26 protein-coding genes are annotated in these 25,408 nt (G+C 48.3%); 12 read left to right on the top strand and 14 right to left on the bottom strand.

What is annotated here, in order from left to right:
• Positions 1 to 729, bottom strand: coding sequence for an SGNH/GDSL hydrolase family protein (locus GI364_RS20635; RefSeq protein WP_198851068.1), 729 nt, complete (start codon positions 727 to 729; stop codon positions 1 to 3).
• A 219-nt stretch (positions 730 to 948) separates the two neighbouring features.
• On the opposite strand from GI364_RS20635, the gene GI364_RS20630 reads away from it, so the two are divergent.
• Positions 949 to 1,434 (top strand): signal peptidase II, encoded by a 486-nt coding sequence (locus tag GI364_RS20630; RefSeq protein ID WP_198851067.1) that lies wholly within the window; start codon positions 949 to 951, stop codon positions 1,432 to 1,434.
• A 58-nt stretch (positions 1,435 to 1,492) separates the two neighbouring features.
• On the opposite strand, the gene GI364_RS20625 is transcribed toward GI364_RS20630, so the two are convergent.
• From GI364_RS20625 to GI364_RS20585, 9 genes are all read right to left on the bottom strand, one after another.
• Entirely contained in the window at positions 1,493 to 3,031 is a 1,539-nt protein-coding gene (locus tag GI364_RS20625) for an FAD-dependent oxidoreductase (protein ID WP_198854141.1), read from the bottom strand.
• Positions 3,032 to 3,207: 176 nt separating this feature from the next.
• Complete coding sequence (locus GI364_RS20620; protein ID WP_198851066.1) at positions 3,208 to 3,750, bottom strand: hypothetical protein; 543 nt, start codon at positions 3,748 to 3,750, stop codon at positions 3,208 to 3,210.
• Positions 3,751 to 3,819: 69 nt separating this feature from the next.
• On the bottom strand, positions 3,820 to 4,515 hold the full coding sequence (locus GI364_RS20615; protein WP_198851065.1) for a hypothetical protein: 696 nt from the start codon (positions 4,513 to 4,515) through the stop codon (positions 3,820 to 3,822).
• A gap of 18 nt (positions 4,516 to 4,533) precedes the next feature.
• A complete protein-coding gene (locus GI364_RS20610) occupies positions 4,534 to 5,064 on the bottom strand; it encodes a hypothetical protein (protein ID WP_198851064.1) in 531 nt (176 codons plus the stop codon).
• The gene (locus tag GI364_RS20605; protein ID WP_198851063.1) at positions 5,064 to 5,582 is read right to left on the bottom strand and encodes a hypothetical protein; all 519 of its coding nucleotides are present in this window, start codon (positions 5,580 to 5,582) and stop codon (positions 5,064 to 5,066) included. The genes GI364_RS20610 and GI364_RS20605 overlap by 1 nt, the downstream gene beginning before the upstream one ends.
• Before the next feature lie 30 nt (positions 5,583 to 5,612).
• Positions 5,613 to 8,063 carry an AMP-dependent synthetase/ligase gene (locus GI364_RS20600; RefSeq protein ID WP_198851062.1) on the bottom strand — a complete coding sequence of 817 codons (2,451 nt, stop codon included), beginning with the start codon at positions 8,061 to 8,063 and terminating at the stop codon, positions 5,613 to 5,615.
• Positions 8,064 to 8,303: 240 nt separating this feature from the next.
• Positions 8,304 to 9,374 carry a cytochrome d ubiquinol oxidase subunit II gene (locus tag GI364_RS20595; RefSeq protein WP_198851061.1) on the bottom strand — a complete coding sequence of 357 codons (1,071 nt, stop codon included), beginning with the start codon at positions 9,372 to 9,374 and terminating at the stop codon, positions 8,304 to 8,306.
• Entirely contained in the window at positions 9,371 to 10,738 is a 1,368-nt protein-coding gene (locus GI364_RS20590; RefSeq protein ID WP_198851060.1) for a cytochrome ubiquinol oxidase subunit I, read from the bottom strand. The genes GI364_RS20595 and GI364_RS20590 overlap by 4 nt, the downstream gene beginning before the upstream one ends.
• A gap of 114 nt (positions 10,739 to 10,852) precedes the next feature.
• On the bottom strand, positions 10,853 to 12,058 hold the full coding sequence (locus tag GI364_RS20585) for an NAD(P)/FAD-dependent oxidoreductase (protein WP_198851059.1): 1,206 nt from the start codon (positions 12,056 to 12,058) through the stop codon (positions 10,853 to 10,855).
• Positions 12,059 to 12,229: 171 nt separating this feature from the next.
• On the opposite strand from GI364_RS20585, the gene GI364_RS20580 reads away from it, so the two are divergent.
• From GI364_RS20580 to GI364_RS20545, 8 genes are all read left to right on the top strand, one after another.
• The gene (locus GI364_RS20580; RefSeq protein ID WP_198851058.1) at positions 12,230 to 13,468 is read left to right on the top strand and encodes a sensor histidine kinase; all 1,239 of its coding nucleotides are present in this window, start codon (positions 12,230 to 12,232) and stop codon (positions 13,466 to 13,468) included.
• Positions 13,468 to 14,118, top strand: a complete 651-nt coding sequence (locus GI364_RS20575; protein WP_198851057.1) for a response regulator — start codon at positions 13,468 to 13,470, stop codon at positions 14,116 to 14,118. Before GI364_RS20580 ends, GI364_RS20575 begins: the two co-directional genes overlap by 1 nt.
• Positions 14,119 to 14,290: 172 nt before the next feature.
• The gene (locus tag GI364_RS20570; protein WP_198851056.1) at positions 14,291 to 15,253 is read left to right on the top strand and encodes a C39 family peptidase; all 963 of its coding nucleotides are present in this window, start codon (positions 14,291 to 14,293) and stop codon (positions 15,251 to 15,253) included.
• 18 nt (positions 15,254 to 15,271) lie between these two features.
• Positions 15,272 to 16,153, top strand: a complete 882-nt coding sequence (locus tag GI364_RS20565) for a diacylglycerol/lipid kinase family protein (protein WP_198851055.1) — start codon at positions 15,272 to 15,274, stop codon at positions 16,151 to 16,153.
• A gap of 270 nt (positions 16,154 to 16,423) precedes the next feature.
• Positions 16,424 to 17,173 (top strand): ABC transporter ATP-binding protein, encoded by a 750-nt coding sequence (locus tag GI364_RS20560; RefSeq protein ID WP_198854140.1) that lies wholly within the window; start codon positions 16,424 to 16,426, stop codon positions 17,171 to 17,173.
• Positions 17,170 to 18,843, top strand: coding sequence for a hypothetical protein (locus tag GI364_RS20555; protein ID WP_198851054.1), 1,674 nt, complete (start codon positions 17,170 to 17,172; stop codon positions 18,841 to 18,843). The genes GI364_RS20560 and GI364_RS20555 overlap by 4 nt, the downstream gene beginning before the upstream one ends.
• A gap of 319 nt (positions 18,844 to 19,162) precedes the next feature.
• Positions 19,163 to 19,357, top strand: a complete 195-nt coding sequence (locus GI364_RS20550) for a cold shock domain-containing protein (protein ID WP_198851053.1) — start codon at positions 19,163 to 19,165, stop codon at positions 19,355 to 19,357.
• 70 nt (positions 19,358 to 19,427) lie between these two features.
• Positions 19,428 to 19,607: a cold-inducible protein YdjO-related protein gene (locus tag GI364_RS20545; RefSeq protein WP_198851052.1), complete on the top strand. Its 180-nt coding sequence runs from the start codon at positions 19,428 to 19,430 to the stop codon at positions 19,605 to 19,607.
• A 79-nt stretch (positions 19,608 to 19,686) separates the two neighbouring features.
• On the opposite strand, the gene GI364_RS20540 is transcribed toward GI364_RS20545, so the two are convergent.
• Positions 19,687 to 20,304, bottom strand: a complete 618-nt coding sequence (locus tag GI364_RS20540; RefSeq protein ID WP_198851051.1) for a cupredoxin domain-containing protein — start codon at positions 20,302 to 20,304, stop codon at positions 19,687 to 19,689.
• Positions 20,305 to 20,681: 377 nt separating this feature from the next.
• On the bottom strand, positions 20,682 to 20,816 hold the full coding sequence (locus GI364_RS25170; RefSeq protein WP_255524499.1) for a hypothetical protein: 135 nt from the start codon (positions 20,814 to 20,816) through the stop codon (positions 20,682 to 20,684).
• Between the two features lie 128 nt (positions 20,817 to 20,944).
• On the opposite strand from GI364_RS25170, the gene GI364_RS20535 reads away from it, so the two are divergent.
• The 3 genes from GI364_RS20535 (at position 20,945) to GI364_RS20525 (ending at position 23,842) form a co-directional block, all read left to right on the top strand.
• Positions 20,945 to 21,706, top strand: coding sequence for an SDR family oxidoreductase (locus GI364_RS20535; protein WP_198851050.1), 762 nt, complete (start codon positions 20,945 to 20,947; stop codon positions 21,704 to 21,706).
• Positions 21,707 to 21,882: 176 nt separating this feature from the next.
• Positions 21,883 to 22,788: a DMT family transporter gene (locus tag GI364_RS20530; RefSeq protein ID WP_198851049.1), complete on the top strand. Its 906-nt coding sequence runs from the start codon at positions 21,883 to 21,885 to the stop codon at positions 22,786 to 22,788.
• A gap of 121 nt (positions 22,789 to 22,909) precedes the next feature.
• Positions 22,910 to 23,842: an NADP-dependent oxidoreductase gene (locus GI364_RS20525; RefSeq protein ID WP_198851048.1), complete on the top strand. Its 933-nt coding sequence runs from the start codon at positions 22,910 to 22,912 to the stop codon at positions 23,840 to 23,842.
• A 115-nt stretch (positions 23,843 to 23,957) separates the two neighbouring features.
• Here GI364_RS20525 and msrB read toward each other — a convergent pair whose 3' ends face one another.
• Positions 23,958 to 24,413 (bottom strand): peptide-methionine (R)-S-oxide reductase MsrB, encoded by a 456-nt coding sequence (gene msrB / locus GI364_RS20520; protein WP_370541802.1) that lies wholly within the window; start codon positions 24,411 to 24,413, stop codon positions 23,958 to 23,960.
• A gap of 104 nt (positions 24,414 to 24,517) precedes the next feature.
• On the bottom strand, positions 24,518 to 25,321 hold the full coding sequence (locus GI364_RS20515; protein ID WP_198851047.1) for a class I SAM-dependent methyltransferase: 804 nt from the start codon (positions 25,319 to 25,321) through the stop codon (positions 24,518 to 24,520).
• Positions 25,322 to 25,408: the final 87 nt, after the last annotated feature.

Genomic DNA, 25,408 nt, shown 5'->3' with positions numbered 1-25,408 from the left:
CTAGATTCTTGTTTTTGTTGCATGTCGTTTCTTCTTGCGGGGGCGCTTTGTCTTGGTTGCCAAGTCTCTGGCAAGGTGTTCAGTAATGGTGTCTGCGATTCGCTTGTGCCCTGCATTGTTTGGATGAATAGGGCGGCGAATCGGAGACATTAGGTCTTCGAAACGTCCTGTTTTATACCCTTCAATATAGTACGCTTCATGGGTTAAAAACTTCTTTTGTACATTCACCACGGTAAAATCGTAGTGTTCGGCAATCTCCCGAGCAATGCCGTTTAGGGCATCGATTGCGCGAACGGCCAGCGGAAAATTTGGAATTGGATTATACACCGTAGCCACAATGACATGTGGAATGCGCTGCTCTGCGATATGTGCACACAGTGCATCCATATGATAACCAAACTCTTGAAGTCGCTTATAGACTGATGTTGGGGAAATCGGTTGGCCTGACAGAGACAGGTACTGTCGTCGAAGTAGTTTTCGCAAGTCATTTCCACCGCTCATGAGTGTCAAAAGACTTGTTTGCTGCCATATTCCTGGGCTTATTCTGTTTGCGGCTGTCAAAATATCTTTCGTTGTCCATCCGTTTTTGGCAATGACTACCGTACGGTCGGCTAACAATTGCTTTTGTGCAAAGTCACTGACGTGTCGAACAAAGGCTAGGCTAGGATGGGTCACGCCGTGGCCTGCTGTGATGGAATCCCCCAATGCAAGATAAATCTTTGGTGTCACTACATATCCCCCTCTTTTTCCTTGCAGCGTGATTGGAGGTACAGTCGTATTTAAAGGCATACTATAGAAAATGCACGAATACCTCCTGAGGACTCCGCGAATGCCTTGTTTTCTCTTCTCTCTTCAGACAGCTGCGGCCTTCAATCGTTGCATCTGAGAGAGCTTTGAGATTATCTTGCGACAATGGATTAGACTACAAGTATTGATAATAGAGCTGGGGTGGGTACACTGAACAATCATGTACGCAGAGCTAAAGGTATTGGTATCGTTCTCGGCTTAATCGTCTTCGCGGTCGACCGAACGATAAAAATTCTTATCAACAGAGGCGACATTAGCGGGCGCTACGGAATCGTGCAGATTATTCCTTTGCACAACTACGGTGCGATGGGGGGGACGCTTGCTCATCATCGCTTGCTGCTAACGGGGATAGGATTAGCAGTCATTGTCGGCTTGTCCATCATGTGGTTTCGCTATGCCGCAGGGAGGTATCCCATACTGTTCTATATTGGCTGGGGTTTTCTGTTTGGCGGTGCACTCGGCAACACGTTTGGGCGGCTGTTTTATGGTTATGTGACAGACATGTTTCATTTGCCGCACGGAAGAGGTGTCTTTAACCTCGCTGATATCTCTCTTCAATTGGGTATTCTGTTGATGGCTTTACACTATGTTCTGCAGCCGCGCAGCGTGAAGCATCATCGCAACTGACAGTTCTGTTTCACGGTGGCAACCCTGTTGCTGACAGAGGCTGTATGGCCCATGAGAATCAGTGCTTGTGGTTCTTGTTGCGGGTTTCTGCGGACTCTCGCCAGAGGGTTTCCAAAGGGGCGCGGGCCGGGCCTTCCATGACTTGGCCGTCGTAGGTAAAACGGGATCCGTGGCACGGACAATCCCAAGACGAATCCGCATCATTCCATACAACCTCGCAACCAAGGTGTGTACACGTAGTGTCCACGACGTACAAGGTTCCATCTTTCTCCCTGTAGGCTCCTGCCCTTTTTCCATTGAACGTAATGACACTGCCATGACCGCTGGCGACGTCTTGTACCTCTGTTTGAGGGAAGTTAAACTTTCCCTTTATCAAGTGGGCAGCCACATTTGCATTCTCAGACAGAAATGTCCTCAGACTCGGGTCTGGATAAAACCTGGAAGGAGAGTACAACTCTCTGTATGGATTCGGCTTGTCCAGAACAATGTCGGACAGGAGTAATGCAGCGGTCGTTCCTGTTGTCATACCCCATTTGCGAAATCCGGTTGCCACGAGTACGTTTGAATTGCCAGAAGAGAGTTCACCGATGTAAGGGACCTTGTCCAATGTGGACAAATCTTGTGTGGACCACCTGTACACCACTTGTTCGGCGTCGAGCGTGTTCTTAGCGAAACGCTCAAGTGCTTCGTAGTGGCTGGTTGTATCCAGGCTTTGACCGGCCTTGTGCGTTTCACCTACAACCAACACCATTTCCTTATTGCCAATTTGAATGGATCGGACCGATCTCGTTGGCACCTCAGCACTGATATACATTCCGCCGGGATACCCTGTTCTTGTTTTTACGGCCACTACATACGCTCTGTCAGCGTGCATTCGGGTAAAATAGAAACCCTTGCCGCCGTGAAATGGAAAGTGAGAGCAGGAGAGAACTTTCTTAGCACTGACTCGATAACCGTTTCGCGTAACGACTACGGGTCTGTCGCCGTCCTCCACATTTACTGCAACCGTACCTTCGTAGATTCGTCCTCCTTGATTCACGATATCTTCGACTAGATGCAACAGGTATTTTACGGGATGAAACTGTGCTTGGTGATTCATAACAATGGCGTTGTGTACATCAATATCTAAGGGAATGTCCTGCACAAGGTTTCCGTCAATGCCCAGGCGTCGATAGGCATACCATTCTTGTTCGACTTTCACTGCTTGTTTGTCAGATGAGGCAAAAACATAGGCGTCTTCTTCGGTAAAATCACACTCAATTTGCTCAGATTCGACTGTTTGCCGAATAAACTCCAGCGCCTCAATGTTCGATTCATAATACAATTTTGCTTTCTCTTTTCCCATGTGTTGCATCAGTTCGTCATAAATAAGCCCGTGCTGGGCTGTCAGTTTTGCTGTTGTATGTCCTGTGGTGCCGTTACTTAAAGTGTCCGCTTCCAGCAGGGCAACGTCCAACCCTTCGTTTGCAAGCAGGTATGCCGCCGTGATGCCGGTGATACCGCCGCCCACAATTGCGACATCCACTTCTGTATCGTGATGGAGAGAGGGGAAGGTTGGAAGTTCGACAGAGTCCAACCAGTAAGGAAGGGCAGGCATACTGGCTCCCAGGTTTGAATGAATTGGTGTCACGTGAATTCTCCTTTGTACGGGTAAACCGAATCTTCTTGGAGGTTATTGTCTGCAATTCAAACACAACTCATTCTCTCATGGAACGTTGGCACACTAGCGGAACGGGGTAATGCAAGTAAGCAGCGCACATATACGACGTAAGACTACGGCAAGAGTTTCAATGCCGACAGACGCTGGTTGATTACATGCAGGTGCTGATTTGCCAAGCCAGTCATACTATTCATGGAGGCCAAGTGTGCCGCTTCCCAGTTTGCTTGACCAACAGACGCTTTATTTGCGCTTAGGATTTGGCCGTTTACATCAGAGACATTCTGTAGTCGCTGGGTTACACTCTGCTCGGTCTGATTCAATTGTGAGAGAATGGTAATCGTCTGTTGCTCAGTCGTGGCCATAGTACCCAAGGTATGATTCATTCCATTCAAATGAAGGACCACAGATTTTTCCTGATTCTCCATTGCGGCAAGCGCTCTTGTTGTGCTGTCAAGGGGGCTCAGGATCTTAGACGTGTGCTGTACAAGCCCGGTCGTCTGTTTGACAGAATGATTCACTTGTTGCAAAGTTCCATCCATTTGTTTTTGAATTTTTGCCTGTTGTGTCAATCCATAGCCAAAGACGCCAAGTCCAGAAGCACCGGCGGCCACCATTGCAACCGACAGCGTTCCTCGCAGGATTGAAATGAAGTTCATCGAATGGTCTCCTTTCTGCTGGCTCTCGAGTGAGTGTGCCTCTCCCAGTGCTGTTTTACCAGCGCTGTTTTAAGGGAGAATTTGGTTTACGGTGGACTGTGCTGACTTGAGGACACTCTTGACTGTTCCCTGAGCCTTGTTCAACAACGGAATTTTACTGCTGCCTCCACTCCCCGAAAGAATACCGGGAAGGAGCTGATGAAGCTGCCCGAATAGTCTAAATTCCTGCTCTGAGGAAGACAGTTCCTGAAGTAAGGAGTTCATCTGCTGATTCAGTGCAGAGGACTGGGTTACAGATTGATGAAGCGCTCCTTGTAACTGTGACAATTGCTGGTTGTTGGCTGACACTTCATTTAGCAGCCCGTGTGATGCAGAAGCAATCGTCCCAGTGCCTTTTGCTGTTATGGTTTCCGTCTTTAAAATTTCTTTCATAAGAGTTACATCTGTTTGTGTTTTATTCACTTGGGTTTGGAGACTTGATTGCAGTTGTGCTCCTGTTGTGACCTGTTGTCCGACAATTTGTTCCTGGTGTTGCAACTGAGACAACTGTTTTGATACCTGCGTAACCTGTTGGTGCAGCGATTGTGTGTTGTGAAGCATAGACGTAGTCGTGTCTCCCATACTTCCGACAAGGTGAAACAAGTTTAGGCTTTTCAGATGAGGTAGAGACGGCTTTACGTTCATGAAGACAAGAGATAGACTGCTGATGGCCGCTAGCGCGATTGCAGCCGTCGTGACTTTTCTCTGAACACCTCGCGTTATCATAGTCTTGCACCTCCTTCGTTAGGGCAAAATACTTGTCTTCTTATCCATCTGGGCTAAATCCTGATTGATGGCTTGTTCGTCCGTAATCATGCTTGCCAAGTTGTTTTCCATGCCTTGATTGGTTGTTTTCATTGATGAAAGTAATCCAACCAGCGGTTGCAAGTTTTGTTCGATTTGCTGAGCCGATTGATTTGCAGCACCAGTAGAAGATGAAATATGTTGAATAGACTGATTCAGGCCGGAAATGGTGGAAGATAGTTGCTTGAGGCCAGTGTCCATCTGGTCTGAGACACTTCCTAGGTTCTGTAAAGTGCCCTCCATTGCAAGGGTTGAAGCTTTAATTGATGAGAGTCCTGTTAAACCGTGATTCATTTTTCCTGACAGTTGTTTGGCGGATTGAACTTGCTGTTGCAGTTCTACCGTCTTGGTTTTCATGTCTTTCTGCAGGTGCAATTGAATCATTCCATTCACGCCAAGGCCAATCGCCACCAAGGCTGTGATGATTTTCGGGATTGTCAGCCTTGGCAGAATTCGCGGAAATCGTTCCATTATCCCACCCCCGGTGTTTTCTTGTTCATGGTATTTGCGCTCTGTCGCATAGAACTCAAATAACGCTTGTCGGCATCCGTAATGCTTTTAAGCGTCTGCAGGTTTTGTTGCACTTGCTGCAGCGACGACTTTAGGGCTTTTGTACTGTCCACTACTTGCTGCAAAGACTTCGCGTTATTGTTCCCTGTTTGTGCAATTTGCTGGTTTACTGCCAGGGTCTCGCTGTTCAAGTGATTGATGGCTTGAATATTTTGCGCAACTTTCTGGGTTGCTTGAAGTGTTGTCTGTAACTGAATCGCTGCCTGCTGACTCTCTTTTACGACTGCGGGAAGAGCTTTATTGTTGCGTATAATAGCGTGGTTTACTTGAACCAACTGTCGAGTAGATTGAAGGCTCGAGTTGAGACCCGAATCAACTCGGACGAGGTTTACGGTTGTCATGACGGTCTGTGCCAATACAACTGTCATTCCGCCTAGTACGACGTATCCAAGCACCTGAAGCAATCGACGGCCTAACACGGGAATTCCTCCTCTCCTGATTGATTGTCCTTATGGCATTTCACTGGCAATTTTCTTTGATTTCTCTGCAGCCTGTGCCAACTTGCCTTGAACTGTCTGCTGTACTGCTTTCAACTGACTTGCCTCGCTTGCCACACCTTGAGTAGAACGATTCATGTTACTGAGGCCTTTTTGTTGCTGACTGGATGAAGTGGAAATCGATTGCAGGTTTCCCTTCATGGAGTCCGCCAAAGACTTGAATTGCCGACTGAGTGAGACTTCCTGTTGGCTGAGACCGTCCAGTTGATGCAAGTAGTTTTCGTTGTTATAGATACCTGTGTTGACTGTTTTTAAGCGTTTTTTCAAAACTGGTGTCGCACTGGAAGACTGCTGGATGTTCTTCATGGTTCCCACGATTCCCTGATTTTGTTGGTTGATTTTCTTATTGTTTTGATTAATGCCTCCAATCATTTTGTTTAAGTTGAAGTGGGCAGGAGGATGCAGGAAGAGACTGGCGACACCGATAACGAAAAGAACTGACACAGCAGCAAGACCCCGGAGAATCCAAGGTACGCGGCGTCGGCGAGCAATGGCAGTCGTCTTGGCGACAGCTTCATCCGATTCTGCTGCGAGCAGAGTTTCAGATTTGGCATCGTCTGGTGAGACCATAGGTTCAGTTTCGGGCGGGCTGGTGTCTGGCAGTTCCGAACCAAGTGCTATAAAGTCCTTCCCTGCATACATGGCCTCAATACGGTGTGCGTAGTTGTGCAGGACCACTTTTCGTTTCACTTTGAGAGTAGGGGTCAACTCTCCGGAATCTATGGTCCACTCCGTTGGGAGCAGCAGGGCGCGCTTTGGTTGTTCGAACCCCGCCAATTCCTTTATGGCAGCGTTGGCTTCGGCTTGAATCAGCGAAACGACCTTGGGATGTCCCACCCACTCTGTGGGATTATCGTCAATTTGATGCTGTAACAAAAAAGGCTTCATAGCGTCAAAATCCGGGACCAGTATTGCAGCAACGTACTTCCTTCCGTCACCAATGACGAGTGCCGCTCCGATGTGTGGAGCGAGTGTCAATGAACTTTCAATCGGCCACGGAGCCACATTCTTTCCGGTCGCCAGTACCAACAGATTCTTCTTTCGGTCGACAATCCGGATGTATCTATCTGTGAATTCAGCGATGTCTCCAGTGTGCAGCCAGCCACTGGGCTCAAGCACTTTTGCCGTTTCGTCCGGTGCGTTGACGTAACCCTTCATGACGTTGGGTCCGCGCACCAGTAACTCGCCGTCCTCTGCCAGAGCCACTTCAACGTTCGGCAAGGGCAGACCAACCGTACCAAACCTGGCATTTCCGTACGGGTTTGCCGCAATGACGGGGGCAGATTCAGTCATGCCGTAACCTTCATAGACTGGAATTCCAGCGAAGGAATAGAAGCGGCCAAGCTCCTCGGCAAGACCGGCTCCTCCAGACACCACCAGTCGAATTCGGCCGCCGAGCCCCTTTCTAATCTTTCCGAACAAAATGCTATCGACCAGTCGGTAGGTCAAGCCCGAACGTTTGTTTTTCTGCATGGGGCTGCGCAAGATACGCTGTATCCAAACTGGTTTCAATCGAATCTGCTCCTGAATGCCTGTATAGACCTTTTCCAGCAGCCTAGGCACCGTGACTAATACCGTCGGACGCACTTGTTTCAAGTTTTTCTGGATGTATTCAATTCCTTCTGCATAGGCGATGGTAGCCCCAATGGACAACGGAGCAAAATGTCCCACGGTACGCTCAAAGACGTGTGACAACGGTAAGTAGGACAGGCTTATGTCGGTCGGATAGACAGGAAGTATCTGCAGACTGGCAGAGACATTGCTGACAATGTTTTCATGGGTCAGCATAACGCCTTTTGGCTTTCCAGACGTACCCGATGTGTGGACAATGGTTGCCAGCGTGTTTTTGTGGATGTTGGTATAGTTCTCTCTCTCTTGCTCCGACAAAGCTTTTTTTCCCAGCTCAAGCACTTCGGAAAACAGCCAGCTCAAGTGTTCCATTGCCTTGTCATTGGCCTTTGGATGTGGCTTGAGTGACTCTGCAGCACTGGCAGTCTTTTTTCCAAATATGTCCATCAAAATAACATGTTTCAGCGGGTGGGTTGTGGCGAGAATTTTTTCATACTGAACTTTGTCTTGTACGATGATAAGGTCAACATTTGCGTTATGAAGGATAAAGTCAATTTGATTTACTGGAAGAGTAGGATAGATGGGTACTACGACGGCTTTGAGAGAAAGAATCGCAAAGTCCGCAATGGTCCACTCTGGGCAATTTTCAGCCAGGATAGCCACTCTTGTATCCGATTTCACGCCGGTCTCAGAAAGGCCGCTGGCGAACTGTTGGATGAAGTCCCATAATTGCGAATAGGAAATGCCCTTGTATTCACCGTCCTGTGCGTACTGAAGACTGGTCTTGTCTCCATGCTTCTTAACACTGCCAGCCAATAGTTCAACTAAATTCAATTGACCTCTCCCCCCTAATTTGGTCTCACAATCAAGTCAACTAGGGAACCTGTTAAAGATGTATTTATATCATTCGAAACATGACAGCAAATTCTGACTGTTATTTTAGAAAAATCTGAATACGGGATGAAACTCTGATATGTCTCAAGTCCATGAGACATATCAGAGTTCAGGTGGATCTACACATGGGGGAGTGGAACGGTACGAGGTTCAAACCTTTGTGAACCGATTGAGAAGGCCTTATTTCGTAGACTCTGCAGCACTTTTGACGTATTTGGCATCGGTTATAAACAATCTTCTAAACCACAGCAGTCCTGGTGCAAGCACAAGAGCCCCTCCGAGGAGTACCAGCAGAGTTGCTTCAAACATGGTTGGGTTGGAGGCGGAAGAAGCCACAGCAACATATGGGTAGAGCCAGAAGTTGTGATGTGCTAAACCGTAACCCGCATCGGCTGCAGCGAGTTGAACGAGAGCTGCGTACAGTGCAATGCCAGGATTCCCTTTGACATGTGCTTGAGGCTTTGTCCAGATCAATGCTGATTCTGTTAAGCAAAATGCCAGAAATGAGATAGATGTCAGCGGCCACCACGTCATAATCTGGCGGGAGAAATCCAGCCCTTGGTGAGGGACAATCAGAGCCAGAAGCCCCAGAGCTAAGCTGAGTGGACCAAGGCCGACGGCAACGCGGCGAAAGGATTCGTATGCAGCTTTCTGATGCCCGTTATACGCGTACCTGGCGAGAAACAGGGCAGATAGGTACAGTGACAAGAAGATACCGAATAGCGCAAATAAATACACGTCCGGACTGGTGAAGAATTTTACGAGTTGAACGTGCAAGACACCGTTAATTGCTGTGGTATACCCGCCTTGTGACAGCGGGAGCAGCGTCATAAATGCGCCAGGCAATACCAGTCCGGTTATGCCTACCACCGTGACTGTACGGCTCTTGTGGGTACTTGAAGCATACCCGAACTGCCAATATGCGCCGCGAAGCGCAATCAATACCAACAGCAGCGTTGCAGGAACCAACAAAATGCTGCCAAAGGCAAAAGTGGCATCTGGGAAAAGTCCGGTTAGTGTCACGGGAATGAGAATCAAAAACGCATTAATCAATTCCCAGGTTGGACTCACATAGGTTCTTGCCACGGTTTCAGCAGGCCACTGTCCTTTGCGCAGAAAATACAGCCTCCAAAAGCTTGACCCAAAATCAATGGCTCCGAGTACAGCGTAGACGAAACCAAGAATCCAAAGCACAGCGGCGCCGATGTTGATGAGATTTACACTGTAATGACCAATGCTGAGGTGAGTCACGCTGTTTTCCCTCGCTTTCCGGGCTTTGTTCCGGAGTCCGGCCGCAGGGAATCTTCATCACAGAGCGGATGGTTCTTGAAGTACGCCCTCAGCGCCCAGACTGTTCCGATGAGCAAAACTGTGTAGAGTGACATAAATCCAGCAAGCATCCAGCCTATACTGGGAGAAGTCGTAACCGCCTGGGACACTTTGAGATAGCCGTAAATTATCCAAGGCTGTCGAGCAATTTCAGCAAAAACCCAGCCGTCTTCAATGCCAATCATGGACAGCAAGCCCATTCCTGTAATGCCCCAAAGCAGCCACCGGGGCGTATCTGTATTCGTACGGCGCAGTCGTACAAACAGGTAGACCACAGCAACCGCGATACCAACACTTCCAATTCCAACCATAGAATCAAACAACAGGTGAACAAACAAAGGCGGCCAGGTGGATTTGGGGAAGTGATTTAAGCCCAACACTTTGCCGTGAAAGCTTTCTGTTGCAAGCCAGCTCAGCATGCCTGGTACGGGAATTCCCCCGATTACGGACTCCGTGTGCAGACTAGGCCAACCGCCTATGACTAAAGGGGCATGTTGGGTTGTTTTAAACAGCCCCTCGGCGGCTGCCAGTTTTTCCGGTTGAAACTGCTCGAGAAATTTACCGGAAAGGTCTCCGATAAAAGCCGTAAGAACAGACATGGTACCTGCCACCCACAGCGACAAGTTAAGACTTCTGCGGTAGTACTCCTTTTCAAAGGAAGTCGTGTTCTTTCGGAGCAGGCCTCTTGCGGCCACGGCAGCGAACACAAACCCAACCGTCATATAGGCCGATGCCAGCACATGAGCGAGTTCAGTCGGCATGGCAGGATTAAACATGGCCAGAAGCGGGTGGGCATGTGTGACTTGTCCGTCGTGCCACACAAAGCCTGTGGGTGTGTTCATAAAGGCGTTGACATCCGTGATAAGCAACGCCGACATCCCGCTTCCTACAGCGACAAGCAATGTGCTGATGAGTCGTGCTCTCTGCGACAAGCGGCTGCCTCCGTAGACATAGACAGCAAGGAACAGTGATTCAATCATGAAGGCAAAAACTTCAATCTGAAACGGCAGGTTGATAACTTGTCCCACAGTTTTCATAAAACCAGGCCAAAGGACAGACAGCATGACCGCCACCGAGGTACCTGTAACAAGTCCAACACCGACAAGGAGTATTAACACCAACGTAATTCTTTTCGCCAGTATTCTATAGAAAGGCTGACCTGTTCTCATGAAGCGCCACTCTGCGATAAAAATTAAGAGCGGTGCTCCCACGGAAATGGTCGCGTAAGCAATGTGATAGCCCAAGGTCATGCCAAACAATGCCCGGGCAAGCATGACGTGTGACATATGATTCCCTTCTTCCAAACAAACTCTTAACAGCAAACTCTTGCGACTAACTCTTGCAACACGATGTTGCCAAACGACACTTGCCAAAGTGATACTCCCTACGACCAAAACCGTTTACTTCAGTTGTGTAAGCCCGTTTTTCATCTTCCACATAAAGTACTTTTCAAAGGCAATTTTGGCTCCATGCACCCAGCTTCCAGCGCGGAGGCTGTATTTGGTTTGAGGTGGAAACACTGGATCGGCTACCATATACACTCCGCTGTCTCCCGCATCCAACAGACACAAGGCTTTCATTTTCGTCGGATCCAATTTCGTTGGCTGCCCATGGGTGAGGTCTGCCACAATGTTGGCTGCCGCAGTCTTTGCCATGTGCTCTGACATATAACCTGTCTTCGGAACCCCCGTTGGAATCGGTGTTTTTTCAGGGGGTGCCATAGCAACGTTAACACCAGCTGCAAAAACGTTGGAATAATCCGGATGTCGATATTCCTGGGTTACCGGAATGAACCCTTTGGCATTTCCAAGTCCCGGAGACTGGAAAATGGCGTCAATGCCCTTAAATGGCGGGATTATCATGCTGTATTGGTGCGGCAGCCTGGTACCGTCGTCCAACTCCACAATATCTTTCGTGACTTGCTTAATTGCATGGTTGGGAAACACTTGTATGTCTCTGCTTTTGAGCATTTCTTTAACCAACTCGGCGGAGTTTCCGATGCCCCCGAGGCCAAAGTGCCCGAGTTCTGGTTCAGACGTCACCCAAGTGACAGGCGCCTTATCCCGCAAACCGTGCTTGCGCAGGTACGTGTCGATGTTTAATAGAAATTCGTAACCGGCTCCGAAACAACTTGCACCCTGTGCAGCACCAATGACGACAGGACCCGGGTTTTCAAGGAATTTCTCCCATGCTTTCCTTGCCGTCTTCGAGTGTGGCAGGGAGCATACAGACTGGCTGTATCCGCCGTGGGGCCCAATTCCGGGAACAGCGTCAAAGTCGAGTGCAGGGCCGGTAGCCAAGAGCAGGTAGTCATAGTGCATCGTTGAACTCGTGGTATAAATCACACTTTCCTTCATATCGACCTGCTGCAGCGCATCATGAACGAACTCGATGCCTTTTCGTTTTAAGACTGGTTCTAAATCAAATGTGACGTCCTTTTCCTCTCTGGACCCTAAAACAATCCAAGGCATGGACGGAATAAATACGAAGCGCGAGTTGCTCGACACGACTGTTACCTCGTGTTCACCAGAAAGGTGTCTGCGTAATTCGAAAGCGGCTGTCAATCCTGCGAATGAGCCGCCGACAACAATGATTCTTGCCATCATGAATTCCTCCTTTACCGGTTATGCTACTTACGAATGGTCAGCTGTCCTATCAGGGAAAACCCGAATGCGGAAAAACCCGAATAGGGAAAAACCCTGATAAAATTGAGAGTGCTGATAGGGTAAAATTAGATTAACCACACAGAATAGAAGAGTTTTTTCGGGGGCGTCAACGTGATTAGAAACGCGATCAAACTGGAAAGAATAGGAGGGTTCACGGCACTCCTATGGGTGGTTGTGGTAGTCACGGACATTGTGCTGAATGTGGTTCTAATTGGCCAAGCTACTCCGCGGTTGGCTGTACGAGCGATTGGCATTGCGACGCTGTCCTTGGCTGTAATTTTCTTTCCTTTAGGACGGCTTGTTTGGATACGTCGAGCGGAATACACGCGCTTTCGCGAGCTGTTTACATTGTTGAGTGACGGTATCATCGTGATGAATCCAGAGCGCACAATTACATTTATCAACCCTTCTGCTGTAACCATGACAGGCTTCAAATTACATGACAGCGTTCCTTATTGCCTCTACTGCCAGAATCGAAGCCTGCTTCCGGGGCAGCAGCGATGCCTGCTTGCCGATGAGCGAAAACGCCACTACTTCGAATCCGAATTGCCAACAAACTCTGGCAACGTCCCTGTAGGCATGAGCAGAACGTTTTTATCGCGGCGTGCAGCAACATCTGAGCAGGACATGGTGATTACGATTCGCGATGTAACTGCTGAAAAACGGGAGGAAGAACTTCAGCTGAGTCGACGACTGACTCATCACGCCTATAAAATTCAAGAGGAGGAGCGAAAGCGGCTCTCTCAAGACTTGCATGACGGCATTTCCCAGACGTTGTACGGCATCGGCTTGGGACTCGAGCACTTGTCACGTCATTTGCATCAGCCTGAAAGTGAGCAAGAAGTTCGATTGCTGCACCAACAAGTTAAAGAAGCCACTGAAGAAGTTCGTTCCATTTCGCATTCACTGTACCCGGCCGCACTGGACAGAATCGGTCTCGTAGCAACGCTTCGCACCATGGCGCAGACCTTGTGTTCCCCGCGGCGTACAGTCCGCTTTTCGACCAATTGCAAAGAGGAGCCTCCGTTTCACCCGGACGCTTCGGTTCACTTGTATAGAATCACACAAGAAGCGCTTCACAATGCCGTTATGCACGGACATGCCGCAAAAATTCACATTGCATTGTTGCAACAGGGCGGGACTGTCCGTCTGACAGTCGAGGACAACGGACTTGGCTTTTCAATGGCTGAGTCACAATTTGGATACGGGTTGAGAAATATGGAAGAACGTGCACGTGCCGTAGGTGCACAGCTTACGATTTCGAGTGAGCGAAAGCGGGGAACAAAGGTTGAACTGACAGTTGGCATTCGGGACCTTGAGCTTCCCTCATTAGAAAGGGTTGAGAAGTAATGGTCAACATTATGCTTGTGGACGATCACGTCATTGTTCGCCAAGGCATTCGCCTGCTCCTGGAAGAAGAGGATGACTTCCTGGTCGTGGCTGAGGCGGAATCAGGGGACGAGGCGATTCCGGTTGCCCTCAGTCACCATCCGGATGTGGTTTTGATGGACGTGCATATGCCCCAAGGCATCGACGGGATTACGGCTACTCGGCGGCTTAGGGAAGAACTCCCGGACACAAAGGTCATTATGCTCACCATGTTTGACGATGAAGCCCATATTGAGAAAATGCTGCAGGCTGGCGCTGCCGGGGTCGTTTTGAAAAACGACTCCAGTTCAGAGATTGTCGCAGCCATTTACAGGGTGACACAGAGAGGGGCGAATGAGCCCTATTTGCCAACAAAGATGTCGGACAGCCTGCGGGAAAGGTTACTGAGCCGCCTGCAATCGCCGGTTGACAGCAGTTCTCCTCTCCTCTCGCCCCGGGAGACAGAAGTGCTGACTTTAATCGCCAAGGGCTACATTAATAAAGAGATTGCGGAAAGACTCCATATCAGCGTGAAAACCGTGGAGACACACCGCGCCCGAATTATTGAACGGATTGGAGCACAAAGTAAAGCGGATTTGGTTTCCTATGCCGTAAACCACGGATTGAATTAAGACAAAGTGCTGTGCAGAGAGCGAATCCCGAACTTATCGCCGATGTCTAGGCGAAGCGTTGAGATTTCATTGAGACACGCGTGAGAGTATACAACAATGGCATCACTACGGTAAAAATTGATGCAAAGAGGATAAAGACAATTTCACTCTTTGTGAAACAATGGGAGAGACCATGGAATACAGAAGTTTTGACCGCAGAAAAAGGCGCAGGAAACGTTGGGTCCAGGCTGGTACGGGGTTGCTTGTCCTGATTATGGGAACTCTACTTGTTCGAACACTGCTGAATGGTGCAGGTTCTTCAAATGGTGCAGGTTCTTCAAACGGAAACGTTGGAACTGAAAATTCGACGACGAATCATACAGTCCCGGTCATTACCAAAGGCGGGAGTGGGACTACGGCAGCAATCACATCGAATTCAACCGCAACAGCAGCAACGAATTCCACGACAAAGACAACGACTGCGGGAACAACTGGCGGTACTTCAGGCCATTCAGTACTGCCTTCTCACGCGTTGCTTTCCGTAGCTGCTCAGAATCAACATCCTCAACTGCCCAACGGCTGTGAGGTCACCAGTTTGTCTATGCTGTTGACGGCAGTTGGCCATCCTGTGAGTAAAATGTCTCTGGCTAAGGAAGCGCCCAGGGCTCCAGTGTCTGTAGCCTGGAAAAACAACGCCAGCGGCTTACCGCAAGGCTGGAGATACGACATAGCATCGTGGGGCAATCCAAATAAGGGATTCGTGGGGCATATGACCCGTCAACCAGGATACGGCATCTATCACGGACCGTTGACGAAGTTACTGAATCGTGTGCTGCCAGGTCAAGCCGTAGACCTGACAGGTTCATCGCTTCAGCACATTTTTGCACAAGTTGCACATGGCGTACCCGTGGTCATGTGGGTAAATACTACCTTTAAACCATTGCCTCAGTCAGATTGGGTGACCTGGAACAATCCCGGCGGACCTATCAAAGCCACTTTTTTTGAACACGCCGTGCTCTTGGTGGGATACGGTCCGAAACAGTTGTATATCAACAATCCTTTTAACGGCCAGAAGGCTCAACCCGTCAATCGCAAGCAATTCGTCGCTGCCTGGAAACAGATGGGAAGTCAGGCGCTGACTGTGAAAGCACCATAAGGGAGTTGTGGACACCGCGTGAAAGAACAATTGCTGCTCATCTACAATCCTTCCTCGGGCCGACAGACTATGACTGAAAAACTTGGATATGTTGTGGAGTCTCTTGGGGAACGATGGGACGTGACGGTCAAGCCGACGTTATATGAAGGGCATGCTGAACAGGTGGCTGCTGAAGCGGCAACTCAGTTCGACATGGTTGTCGCTGCCGGAGGGGACGGTACGATACACGAAGTGGTAAATGGGTTGATGAATTCACGACAGCGCCCTGTACTCGGTATCCTTCCGGCTGGGACGGCCAACGATATTGCCCGTAGTCTGAGCATCCCTTCTGATTTGATGGAGGCTTGCGATTTTCTAAAGGTTTCACATCCTGTCCAAATTGAGTTAGGTAAATGTGCGTCTCGTTACTTCGTAAACTTCCTCGGATTTGGCTTGATTTCTCTTGTCTCTAACTCCGTGAAACAGGCAACTAAATCCAGGCTGGGGCCGCTTACCTACTTTTTGAAGTCGCTTCAGTCCCTGCATAATCAGAGTGAGTTTCTGGTGCAGATCCAGACTGAAGAAAAGCTGATTGAAACGACTTGTGTCATGGGCTATGTGGCAAGCGGCAGGTCGCTTGCCGGGTTCGAACTGTTTCCTGAAACGGGGTTTGGTGACGACTCCTTTGAAGTCATTCTCATTCACGATGTGACTATCGCAAATCTGCTGGATGCTGCAGCATCCATCCTTCGCAAAGCGCCAATTGAAAACCGTGCTGTGACTCGGTTTCGAGCTACATCCTTGAACATCCGCTGTACTCCTTTGCAGTTCATAGACATGGATGGAGAGAAAGGTATGCAGACTCCCGTCGACATCCGATTCATTCCTGAAAGCTTGTCCGTCGTGGGCAATTTGACCTAAGACCCCTTCAGACGAACGTTCTCTACTAAAGAATGTGTAAAAGTTTCATAGTAACCCAACCCAACCGAGATTTTCGTGCTATAGTAAGGACGAATCTGATGAATTTGGGAAAATAAGTTTGTTTGCGGAGTCAAAGTATTCCACAAACATGTGCCCTGTAGATAGAGGATCTGCACATGTTAAATTTGCACACAAACAAACGATGTCGCGTGTGAGAGGGGCTATGTGTTGAACTCAGAGGTACCGGCAATTTCATTGCAGAACCTAAAAATGTTGTATGGGAATCAACTGGTGCTCAAGGGAATTAATTTGGAGGTCTACCCCGGACAAATCATTGGTTACATTGGCCCAAACGGGGCTGGAAAGAGTACCACTATCAAAGCTATCTTAGGGCTTGTCGAGGGTTATACCGGGGAAATCAAGATTTTTGGGCGCAACATCGCAGAGGATAATGTGGAGTACAAGCGAAGGATTGGCTATGTTCCGGAGACGGCCGAGATTTACGACGCGCTCACGGCACGAGAATACCTCACATTTATTGGCGGGTTATATGGTATGGATGAAGGGTCAGCTGACAGGAAGGCCAAATTGCTGATGGATACGTTTGATCTTCACGCAGTCTACGACACGCGGATTTCGTCCTATTCAAAGGGCATGCGGCAGAAGGTTCTGCTCATCTCCAGTTTATTGCATAATCCGGACATTCTTTTTCTTGACGAACCGCTGAGCGGATTGGATGCAAACAGCGTCATTGTTGTAAAAGACATTTTGGCACAGCTTGCAAGACAGGGAAAGACAATTTTTTATTCATCTCACATCATGGAAGTTGTGCAGAAGATCAGCAACCGAATTATCTTGCTGAATAATGGCGGAGTTGTTGCCGACGGTACCTTTGAAGAGTTGAGTCAACAATCCAACGAAACTTCTTTGGAAGAACTGTTTAATGAGATTACGGGTTTTAATGATCACGAGGATATTGCGGAGAAGTTCGTGTCTATTATTGAAGAGGTGCGACCATGAAAGACTTTGCTTCATTAAAAGTTCTTGACAGGTTTAGTGCTGTTTTAGAAAAGTTTGGCTGTGATTATACGGTACTTCGCCAAATCCTTCAGGTAAAGCTCACCATGGATTCGAGACGGGTACCTACAGTGATAGGCAGAAATCAGAGGTCGAGAAAAGGTCAAGATGGCGACAGCGACAAAAACAGCTTTATCCGCTCACTTTGGATTTACGGTTTTATGGGCTTGATTGCTGTACCGTTTGTGTTAATGAGTCAAAACTACCTGTTTCAGATGAGCATCGTCTTCAGCATATTGATGTTTCTGATTACAACGTCAATGATTTCGGATTTTTCTTCCGTTCTTTTGGATATTCGAGACCAGGCCATTATCGGTACGAAACCAGTCAAAAAACGCACGGTTAGTTTTGCCAGAGCGATTCACATTACCATCTATCTTATTTTTCTGACTGGTGCATTGACGGGACCTGGGCTCGTGGCGGCTCTGATTCGTCACGGTCCTGTATTTTTTCTCATCTTTCTGCTTGATGTCATTCTAATGGATATCTTCGTTATGGTCATTACAGCGCTCTTGTATTTGCTGGTTCTGCACTTCTTTGATGGTGAGCGGTTGAAGGATATCATCAACTATATTCAAATTATACTGTCCCTCGTAATCATCATTGGATATCAACTGGTTGGCCGCTCGTTTCAGGTATTTCGACTTCACATTGTGTTTCACGCTGCCTGGTGGCAGGTCCTTGTGGCTCCGTTCTGGTTTGGCTCCACTTTTTCGTGGTTCGGTCACGGTCCCATAACCAGCCAGATCACTACGTTGTCAATTCTTGCGATAGTCATTCCGATTATCCTGTTTTCTGTCTACGTTCGGCTGATGCCAGTTTTCGAAAACAAACTGCAAAAACTCTCGAACAATGCGGTCAGGCATGCGAAAGGCATTCCGTGGTGGATACGTGCCGTTTCACGAGTGATTTCTGGTTCTCACGAAGAAACCATCTTTTTCCGATTCGGCACTTTAATGATGTCAAAGGAACGAGAGTTTAAGCTCAAAGTCTATCCGTCTCTGGGATTTTCACTCGTTTTACCTTTCATTATTCTGATAAATCCAGCCCTTTCAGGAGGCTTAAAAGGGTTGGCATCTTCAAAACTGTACCTGTCAATTTATTTGTCAGCCTTTGTGATTGCGTCGGTCGTTATGATGTTGCAATACTCTGGTCAATATAAGGCGGCATGGATTTATCAAACGGCCCCCATTACCAACCTAAGCCACGCCTACAGAGGAACAGTTAAGGCGTTTTTGGTGAGGTTAATGATGCCTATCTACTTGTTTGAAAGTATTGTTTTTGTGGCGGTATTCGGACTGCGAGTGATTCCGCAGCTTGTCGTTGTTGCGCTTGCACTGCTCTTGTACACGGTCATCTGCTTCGTTTTACTGACGAAAGATCTGCCGTTCTCACAGCCGTTTCAAGTGGCGCAGCAGCGTCAAACACTGATAGTTTTCTTATTAATGTTTATCATGGGGGCATTTGCAGGCATACACTACGCCTTTACGCTCATCCCGTTTGGTGTGTATCTCTATATGGCAGTTCTGCTTATCCTTAATTACATCGGTTGGCATTTTGGTTTTAACAGGTTGACTGTTTCACTGCCGTCAGCAGCCGCAAAAAAGGAGTAAAACAGATCAAAATGCAGATACTATAAACAATCTGAGTTGCGCGCTGGTGTGTTGACCTTACGAACAGGAGTCGGAGGGAATACGAACATAATCAGGAAAAAATCTTTTTAAGAATTTCATTTTTTTGGTTCATGGCGTATACTGTACATGTGCATTGCGATAACCTGACCTCTAAAACTTATGAGCCGTCTTTTCCTGCGCCTCATATGGTTCAGGGAAGACGGCTTTTCGTTGTCGGATTCGTAATTGCATGTGTCGTTGCACAAGCACGCACCGCAGGATTGAATAGTGCCGAAGAGGCACGAGGAGGAGTTCACAAATGCAGGGAACAGTAAAATGGTTTAATGCCGACAAGGGATTTGGTTTTATCTCCCGCGAGGACGGCGACGATGTTTTTGTTCATTTTTCAGCGATTGAAGGCGACGGTTTCAAAACCCTTGAAGAAGGTCAAAGTGTGACGTTCGACGTTGTCCAGGGACCGAAGGGTCCGCAGGCTGCCAACGTCATGAAATAGCATAGTTGCTGAGGCAAGGCCCGCGTTCCCGTACGCGGGCCTCGCAACAGACCACAGAGGAGGAACCCCAATGGCGTACAACTATAATAAAAAACCTGTCAGTGAGCACGTTTACGAAGACAGAACTGTATGGCAGTGTTCGGATTGCAACACTTGGTCACGACCTGAATTTGTTTTGGACGAAGAACCGACTTGCCCCATTTGTCACGGGAAAATGGAACAAGTCGTAAGGAACATTCGAGTCGAGTAATGAATTTGTTCTCTAATTCTTGCCTACTCATCTCCACGGCTCCTGGCGAAAGCAGAATGCCAAGTGTTATTCCCCACGTTTAGTCCGCCACAACAGAGACTTTACCAGCCATGAATCCGTCGTGAGACATTGCCCAGCCGCCTGCATTGTCATCGCAGGGAACAGTGCAAGCCCACGTATACGTGCCTGTCTCTTTCGGAGTGAATGTGAAGGTTGTTGTTGACGGTACTCCTTTTCTCTGTGCGCCTTTCACGCTTGCATTCACACCCAATGCTTGAGAAGTAAAACTGTGCTCGCCCGTGTCATAGTTATAGACTGTCACGGTTACAGGTTTGTCAGGATGAACAACAAAGTCCGCCGGAGAGAAAATGTCATGCATTTTTCCATCGGATCCAAGTTTGGCGCCTGCCAGAACTGTCAGGTAGATATGCTGATTCTTTGCAGTACTTTGACTAGCAGCCGATGTCCCAGCAGATGTTTCGGACCCGGATGTGCCATTACTGTTCTGTTGGCCCTGCATCATGGACGCGCCTTGCCCCATCCTCGAGTTGCTTTGGCCCTGCATCATAGCTCCACTTTGTCCCATCATCGAGCCGCGCCCGCCTTGGAGAGTAGTGCTTGGCGTACCGCACCCGGACAGACCGATAAGAACTGTTGCAATGCCTGCATAGACCCAGCGAGATGTCTTGTGTTTCAATGGAGATGCCTCCTTTTATACCCTACTACAGTATAGTACGCAGCGCGCCCGCGAAACCGCTTGTTACAGCGTAAGCAGTGAACAAAGTCTAAAAATCTGTCGAACAGGTCCTGTTGTTTTTATCGTCTTTTGGTTGCAACGCGGAGACTACATCGACAAATGCAACTGTCTATGTTGCGAAACCTGTCTATTTGTCATATTATATTTACGAAATCAGTAACATGTTTGCGCATATTGACTATTGATGCGGTTCCTGTGTCCTCATGGTGGGATACAGTCTTCTGAGCATAAAATTCCCTGCCAGCTGCCACTGACAGGGAATTACACGATGAGCCCCCCTCAATTCTACGCTGGGCAGTCAGACACATCTTATTGCATCACCGGATGCTGACTGCCTTCAGTTGAATTCGCAGTGTGATTTCCTCTACTCTTCCGAAAACTACCCCGGTCAGGACCCAGAAAACGTGATCCCAGAGTGCAGAGAATGGAGTCAAAGTGAAAGGTGTAATCATTTGTGTTGCCTCCCTTCTTGAACGATGCGAGAAAAGAGGCAAGCTCATCTTGTATATAGTTTACCACGTGCTGAGGATACTGAAGGTGTCGTGCTGATTATTAATAAACTTCGATTGGAGGCAAACGAATGGTGATGACAGGGAACACCGTGCTGATTACAGGAGGTTCAGCGGGAATTGGATTTGCTTTGGCTCGTGAATTTCTGACCGCAGGAAACGAGGTAATTGTGTGCGGGCGCAGTGAACGGAAACTTGCGCAAGCAAAGGAACAGTTGCCCGCTTTACACACAAGGGTCAGTGACGTAAGTGACGAACAACAACGGCAAGAGTTATATAACTGGACGATAGAATCCTTTCCAGCCGTCAACGTTCTTGTCAACAATGCAGGGATTCAGCAGCGGTTGAATCTGCAGAAGACATCAGAAGTGTGGAATCATTACCACCGGGAAATTGAAGCAAATCTTGAGGGCCCTATCCACCTGACCATGCTATTTCTCCCGCATTTATTACAGCAATCCCGTGCGACAGTTGTGAATGTCACATCTGGGCTAGCCATCACTCCTGCTGCTTTTGCGCCGATCTACAGTGCAACCAAAGCCGCATTGCATTCCTTTAGTATCTCTCTGCGAGTGCAATTGCAGGATACCCCGGTTGACGTAGTAGATATTCTTCCGCCGGCTGTAAATACAGACTTAGGCGGGCCAGGGTTACATACGTTTGGTGCCGATGTAAATGAATTTGCGACAGCTGTTTTTCAAAAAATGGATAATGGGGAACTTGAGATTGGGTTTGGTGACAGTGACCGCAGGCTAAAGGCGTCAAATGAGGAGCTGAAACAGGCTCCAAAGCAGATGTGGGAGCGCTTCAAGTCAAACAATCCTGCCTTTTAGATAGTCTTCATCTGCTTTTCCTCCCCGTACTGTCGTCATGGTTTGTGCAAAAATCGCAGAAACGGGGTGAGAGATGAGTCTCAAACATACACTTTCTCGACAGCGTAACAGACTGTTCATCATTAATAGGTTTTTGCATACCTATAGAACAGTTGCTTGTCTAAGGAGAAGTGTATATGCCTGGACTTTTTACTGCGATTTTATCCGTTTTTTGCTACTCATTTGCGTACGTTCTGTTGCACAAAGGACAAGTTGAGACTGAGGCGGAAGACAACGGACTGTTTCCTGTTTTGCTTGTCGGCAGCATAACCCTTGGAATCGCAGCACTTGTATTTATAGTAGTCAAGTATCACGGGTTTGGATTCGTTGGGTCGTTGACCAAAGAACAATGGCAGGGCTATGGTTTGGCATCCTTGTCTGGGCTGATTGGAACCTTGGCTGGCAGGTTGGTAGTGTACGCTGCAATCCGCAGAATTGGAGCAACTCGCGGGATTGTCGTGGAGAGCGCTGAAGCCATTGTCACTACTGTTCTTGCGGTTGTTCTTTTGGGAGAAGTCTTTCGAACAAATGATTTTGTCGGAGTGGCACTGCTGGCTGGGGGTATTTCGCTGCTGGTAACAGAACGCACGTTTCTAAAGGAACGGTTTCTGTTAAACCAGGGCATTGTCCTGGGGCTTCTCGGCGCTGTGCTTCAAGGCGGAGGACATTTCCTGCGAAAGGTGGGGATGTCAGCCTCGATTGTTCCGGTTATTGCGGCGGCGCTGGATCTGATGCTCGCGCTCCTCGTGTATGTTTGCATCTTATGGTATTTAGGTCGCTTGCGTAAGTATTTTCGGCACTACATTCATAACTGGAACCCCTACCTTGTTACTGCCGGCATCATGTCTGCAACCGGGGTACTGCTCTTTTTTGCGGCAGTAAGGGCCATGCCTGTATCAGAAGCCGCAATGATTGTCGGTGTCCAGCCGATTCTGGTAACAGTCCTCTCCAAACTATTCTTTAGACGCCTCGAACCCATCACATGGATGACAGGAATATACAGCCTTTTGGTAGCTTTGGGTATCATTATGCTCCAAACTTAAAGCATAAGGGAATGCACACCTGTCCATGCTCCTTAGCGATATCCTGCTTTTAGGGGCCTGAGATTTTGAGAATGCCTGAAAGTGTGATTCAATGGTGACGATATGGATGGGAGGTGAGCCTGTGAAGGCGGTGTACATCGAAGAATACGGATCGGCTGATGTTTTACAAACAGGGCTGCTTGAACCCCCGGAAACGGGAGACAAAGATGTCTTGATAGAGGCCCACGCAGCTTCTGTGAATCCAGTTGACTGGAAAATTCGTGAAGGCTACTTGCGTCAGTTTCTGAAATACGATTTCCCGCTGATTCTGGGTTGGGATGTTGCCGGGGTGGTTGCTCACGTTGGAAGCGGTGTGAGGAATTTTAAAGTCGGTGACAGAGTGTTTTCCAGACCTGCTACTGAACGCAATGGGACCTATGCAGAGTACGTTGCGGTTGACGAACATCTCGTTGCATCTATGCCATCTAATCTTTCCTTTCAGGAGGCAGCCTCGATTCCCCTTGCAGGATTGACGGCCTGGGAAGCCATTGTCGAGATTGCTCACGTAGAAGCGGGCCAACAGGTCTTGGTGCACGCTGGTGCGGGAGGCGTTGGCGTTTACGCTATTCAACTGGCAAAGGCTCTCGGCGCGTATGTAGCCACGACGGCCAGTTCGAGAAACAGAGAGTTTGTTAGGTCTTTAGGGGCAGATAAGGTGATTGCCTATGACGAACAGAATTTCTGGGAAGTTGTGAAAGACTACGATATGGTCCTCGACACACTTGGGAACGACGTGCTTGAACAGAGTATAGGCGTATTAAGAGAAGAAGGAATTGTGGTCTCCATTGCGGGCCAACCGGACGAACAGCAACTCAAGCAAAACAATGTTCGCGGACACTACTTCTTTCTTCAGCCAGATGGTACTAAGCTGGCTCGCCTGGGTGCAATGTTTGAAGAAGGTAAAATGAAACCAGTCGTTGGAAAGGTATTCCCGCTTGATGACGTAAAAAGCGCGCATGAACTGAGTCAGACCCTGCATTCCCGCGGTAAAATTGTTTTGAGTATTAAGGACTAAGTACTTCGCAGTACTGAACCAGTGCGGATTTGTTGATACATTTTGTTGGAACAGGCTGTTGCAGTCATACAAAGGGACTGCAACAGCCTGTTTTTATGACGCGAAGCACTTTGGTTCATTTTGTTTCAAACAGATGGACGTAGTCTCCGTACCCTTCACGTTCAAGTTGGTCTTTGGGGACGAAGCGGAGTGAAGCTGAATTGATGCAGTACCGCAGTCCGCCTTTGTCTTTTGGACCGTCGGGAAATACATGGCCGAGATGGGAGTCCGAATCGGGGCTGCGCACTTCAGTGCGAATCATTCCATGGCTTGTATCCCGTTTTTCGTCAACCTTCTTTGTTTCCAGCGGCTTGGTGAAACTTGGCCAGCCGCAACCTGAATCAAATTTGTCCAAGGATGAAAATAAGGGTTCTCCGGAGACGACGTCAACGTAGAGGCCGTCTTCATGGTTGTCCCAGTATTCATTTTGAAATGGCGGTTCTGTTCCATTGTTTTGGGTTACTTCAAATTGAATCGGCGTGAGTTTCTGTTTGAGTTTCTCAAGTGAACTCTGGTTCTTATCGGCGGTCAACGTCATCCCTCCTGCTGTAAGAGTAAAAGTTTTCCCCGTCATTTTCAAATGTATTTTCGGAACCATGTTGCACTGCACCCTGATGCTGGGCAGTGACGCACAGACTAGGTTCTCGGTTTGGTACCCTGAACAATAATGGCTTCGTAATGCATTGTGAATCCATCCGGAAACCGCTTGTCAATTTCCCGCGTGAGTTTTTCTTGTGCAATCTGGGGAGCAAAATCTAACAAGTGAAAAAGCTTTGCAAAGAAATTAAGCAGATGTTGCCCGTTGTCAAATGAAAAAGGAATTTTCACCGCTTTTGTCTGTATCGTGCCGAAGCCCGCTGCTGTCATAGATTCCGGCAATTTTTCTGCTTGAGTAAACTTCGTCAAAAAAGGTCGAGCAACTTTTGTTGCAGGACCTACAACAGATTTAGCTACGTCAAAAAATTCCTCCCAGGTATGCCTTCCGGGTACAGTGAAAATAGCACTTCCATTTGCTTGCATCACGCGACAGACTGCTTGCATTGTCTCAATTGGCCTGGGGAAGAATGGGAAGGCCAGATTGCTGACAACGAGGTGGAAGGGAGTCTTCAATGCGTTCAGTTCTGATGCTTCGCTTTGAACAAACTGTGCATTTTCGATGCTCCGAGATGCAGCGGCAGAACGACACTCTGCTAGCATGCTTGCAGAAGAGTCAACCCCGACAATTTGTGCATGAGGATAGTTGTCTGCAAGCGCCAGGGAGACGGTTCCGGGCCCGCAGCCTAAGTCAAGGATGTCTATCTGCTGTGACGTGTCTTTGATGTCGATGACAGTTCTTGCGGCTTCAATTAAGATGTCTGCGACCCTTGGTGCAATATCGTTGCCCACGGTATCTTTGTAGAGTAGAGCACCTTCCTCAGTTTTGAAGTTGGGAATTTTCACTCCTATTTAGCCTCCTTAAACTTGATTGCGTACCTGCGATGAGTACAGCTTACTCTCGAATCACTATTGGCATTGTGCGCTGCATCA

The organism is Alicyclobacillus sp. SO9, from assembly GCF_016406125.1.
Lineage (GTDB): Bacteria > Bacillota > Bacilli > Alicyclobacillales > Alicyclobacillaceae > SO9.
This window is presented reverse-complemented; position numbering and strand designations above follow the sequence as displayed.

What these genes read in the sequence shown, in the direction of transcription:
- GI364_RS20575 (WP_198851057.1), top strand. Translation starts at nt 13,468, where the DNA reads ATGGTCAACATTATGCTTGTGGACGATCACGTCATTGTTCGCCAAGGC.
- GI364_RS20555 (WP_198851054.1), top strand. Translation starts at nt 17,170, where the DNA reads ATGAAAGACTTTGCTTCATTAAAAGTTCTTGACAGGTTTAGTGCTGTT.
- GI364_RS20560 (WP_198854140.1), top strand. Translation starts at nt 16,424, where the DNA reads ATGTTGTATGGGAATCAACTGGTGCTCAAGGGAATTAATTTGGAGGTC.
- GI364_RS20615 (WP_198851065.1), bottom strand. Translation starts at nt 4,515, where the DNA reads ATGATAACGCGAGGTGTTCAGAGAAAAGTCACGACGGCTGCAATCGCG.
- GI364_RS20585 (WP_198851059.1), bottom strand. Translation starts at nt 12,058, where the DNA reads ATGATGGCAAGAATCATTGTTGTCGGCGGCTCATTCGCAGGATTGACA.
- GI364_RS20610 (WP_198851064.1), bottom strand. Translation starts at nt 5,064, where the DNA reads ATGGAACGATTTCCGCGAATTCTGCCAAGGCTGACAATCCCGAAAATC.
- GI364_RS20545 (WP_198851052.1), top strand. Translation starts at nt 19,428, where the DNA reads ATGGCGTACAACTATAATAAAAAACCTGTCAGTGAGCACGTTTACGAA.
- GI364_RS20625 (WP_198854141.1), bottom strand. Translation starts at nt 3,031, where the DNA reads ATGCCTGCCCTTCCTTACTGGTTGGACTCTGTCGAACTTCCAACCTTC.
- GI364_RS25170 (WP_255524499.1), bottom strand. Translation starts at nt 20,816, where the DNA reads ATGATTACACCTTTCACTTTGACTCCATTCTCTGCACTCTGGGATCAC.
- GI364_RS20550 (WP_198851053.1), top strand. Translation starts at nt 19,163, where the DNA reads ATGCAGGGAACAGTAAAATGGTTTAATGCCGACAAGGGATTTGGTTTT.
- GI364_RS20535 (WP_198851050.1), top strand. Translation starts at nt 20,945, where the DNA reads ATGGTGATGACAGGGAACACCGTGCTGATTACAGGAGGTTCAGCGGGA.
- GI364_RS20620 (WP_198851066.1), bottom strand. Translation starts at nt 3,750, where the DNA reads ATGAACTTCATTTCAATCCTGCGAGGAACGCTGTCGGTTGCAATGGTG.
- GI364_RS20530 (WP_198851049.1), top strand. Translation starts at nt 21,883, where the DNA reads ATGCCTGGACTTTTTACTGCGATTTTATCCGTTTTTTGCTACTCATTT.
- GI364_RS20570 (WP_198851056.1), top strand. Translation starts at nt 14,291, where the DNA reads ATGGAATACAGAAGTTTTGACCGCAGAAAAAGGCGCAGGAAACGTTGG.
- GI364_RS20590 (WP_198851060.1), bottom strand. Translation starts at nt 10,738, where the DNA reads ATGTCACACGTCATGCTTGCCCGGGCATTGTTTGGCATGACCTTGGGC.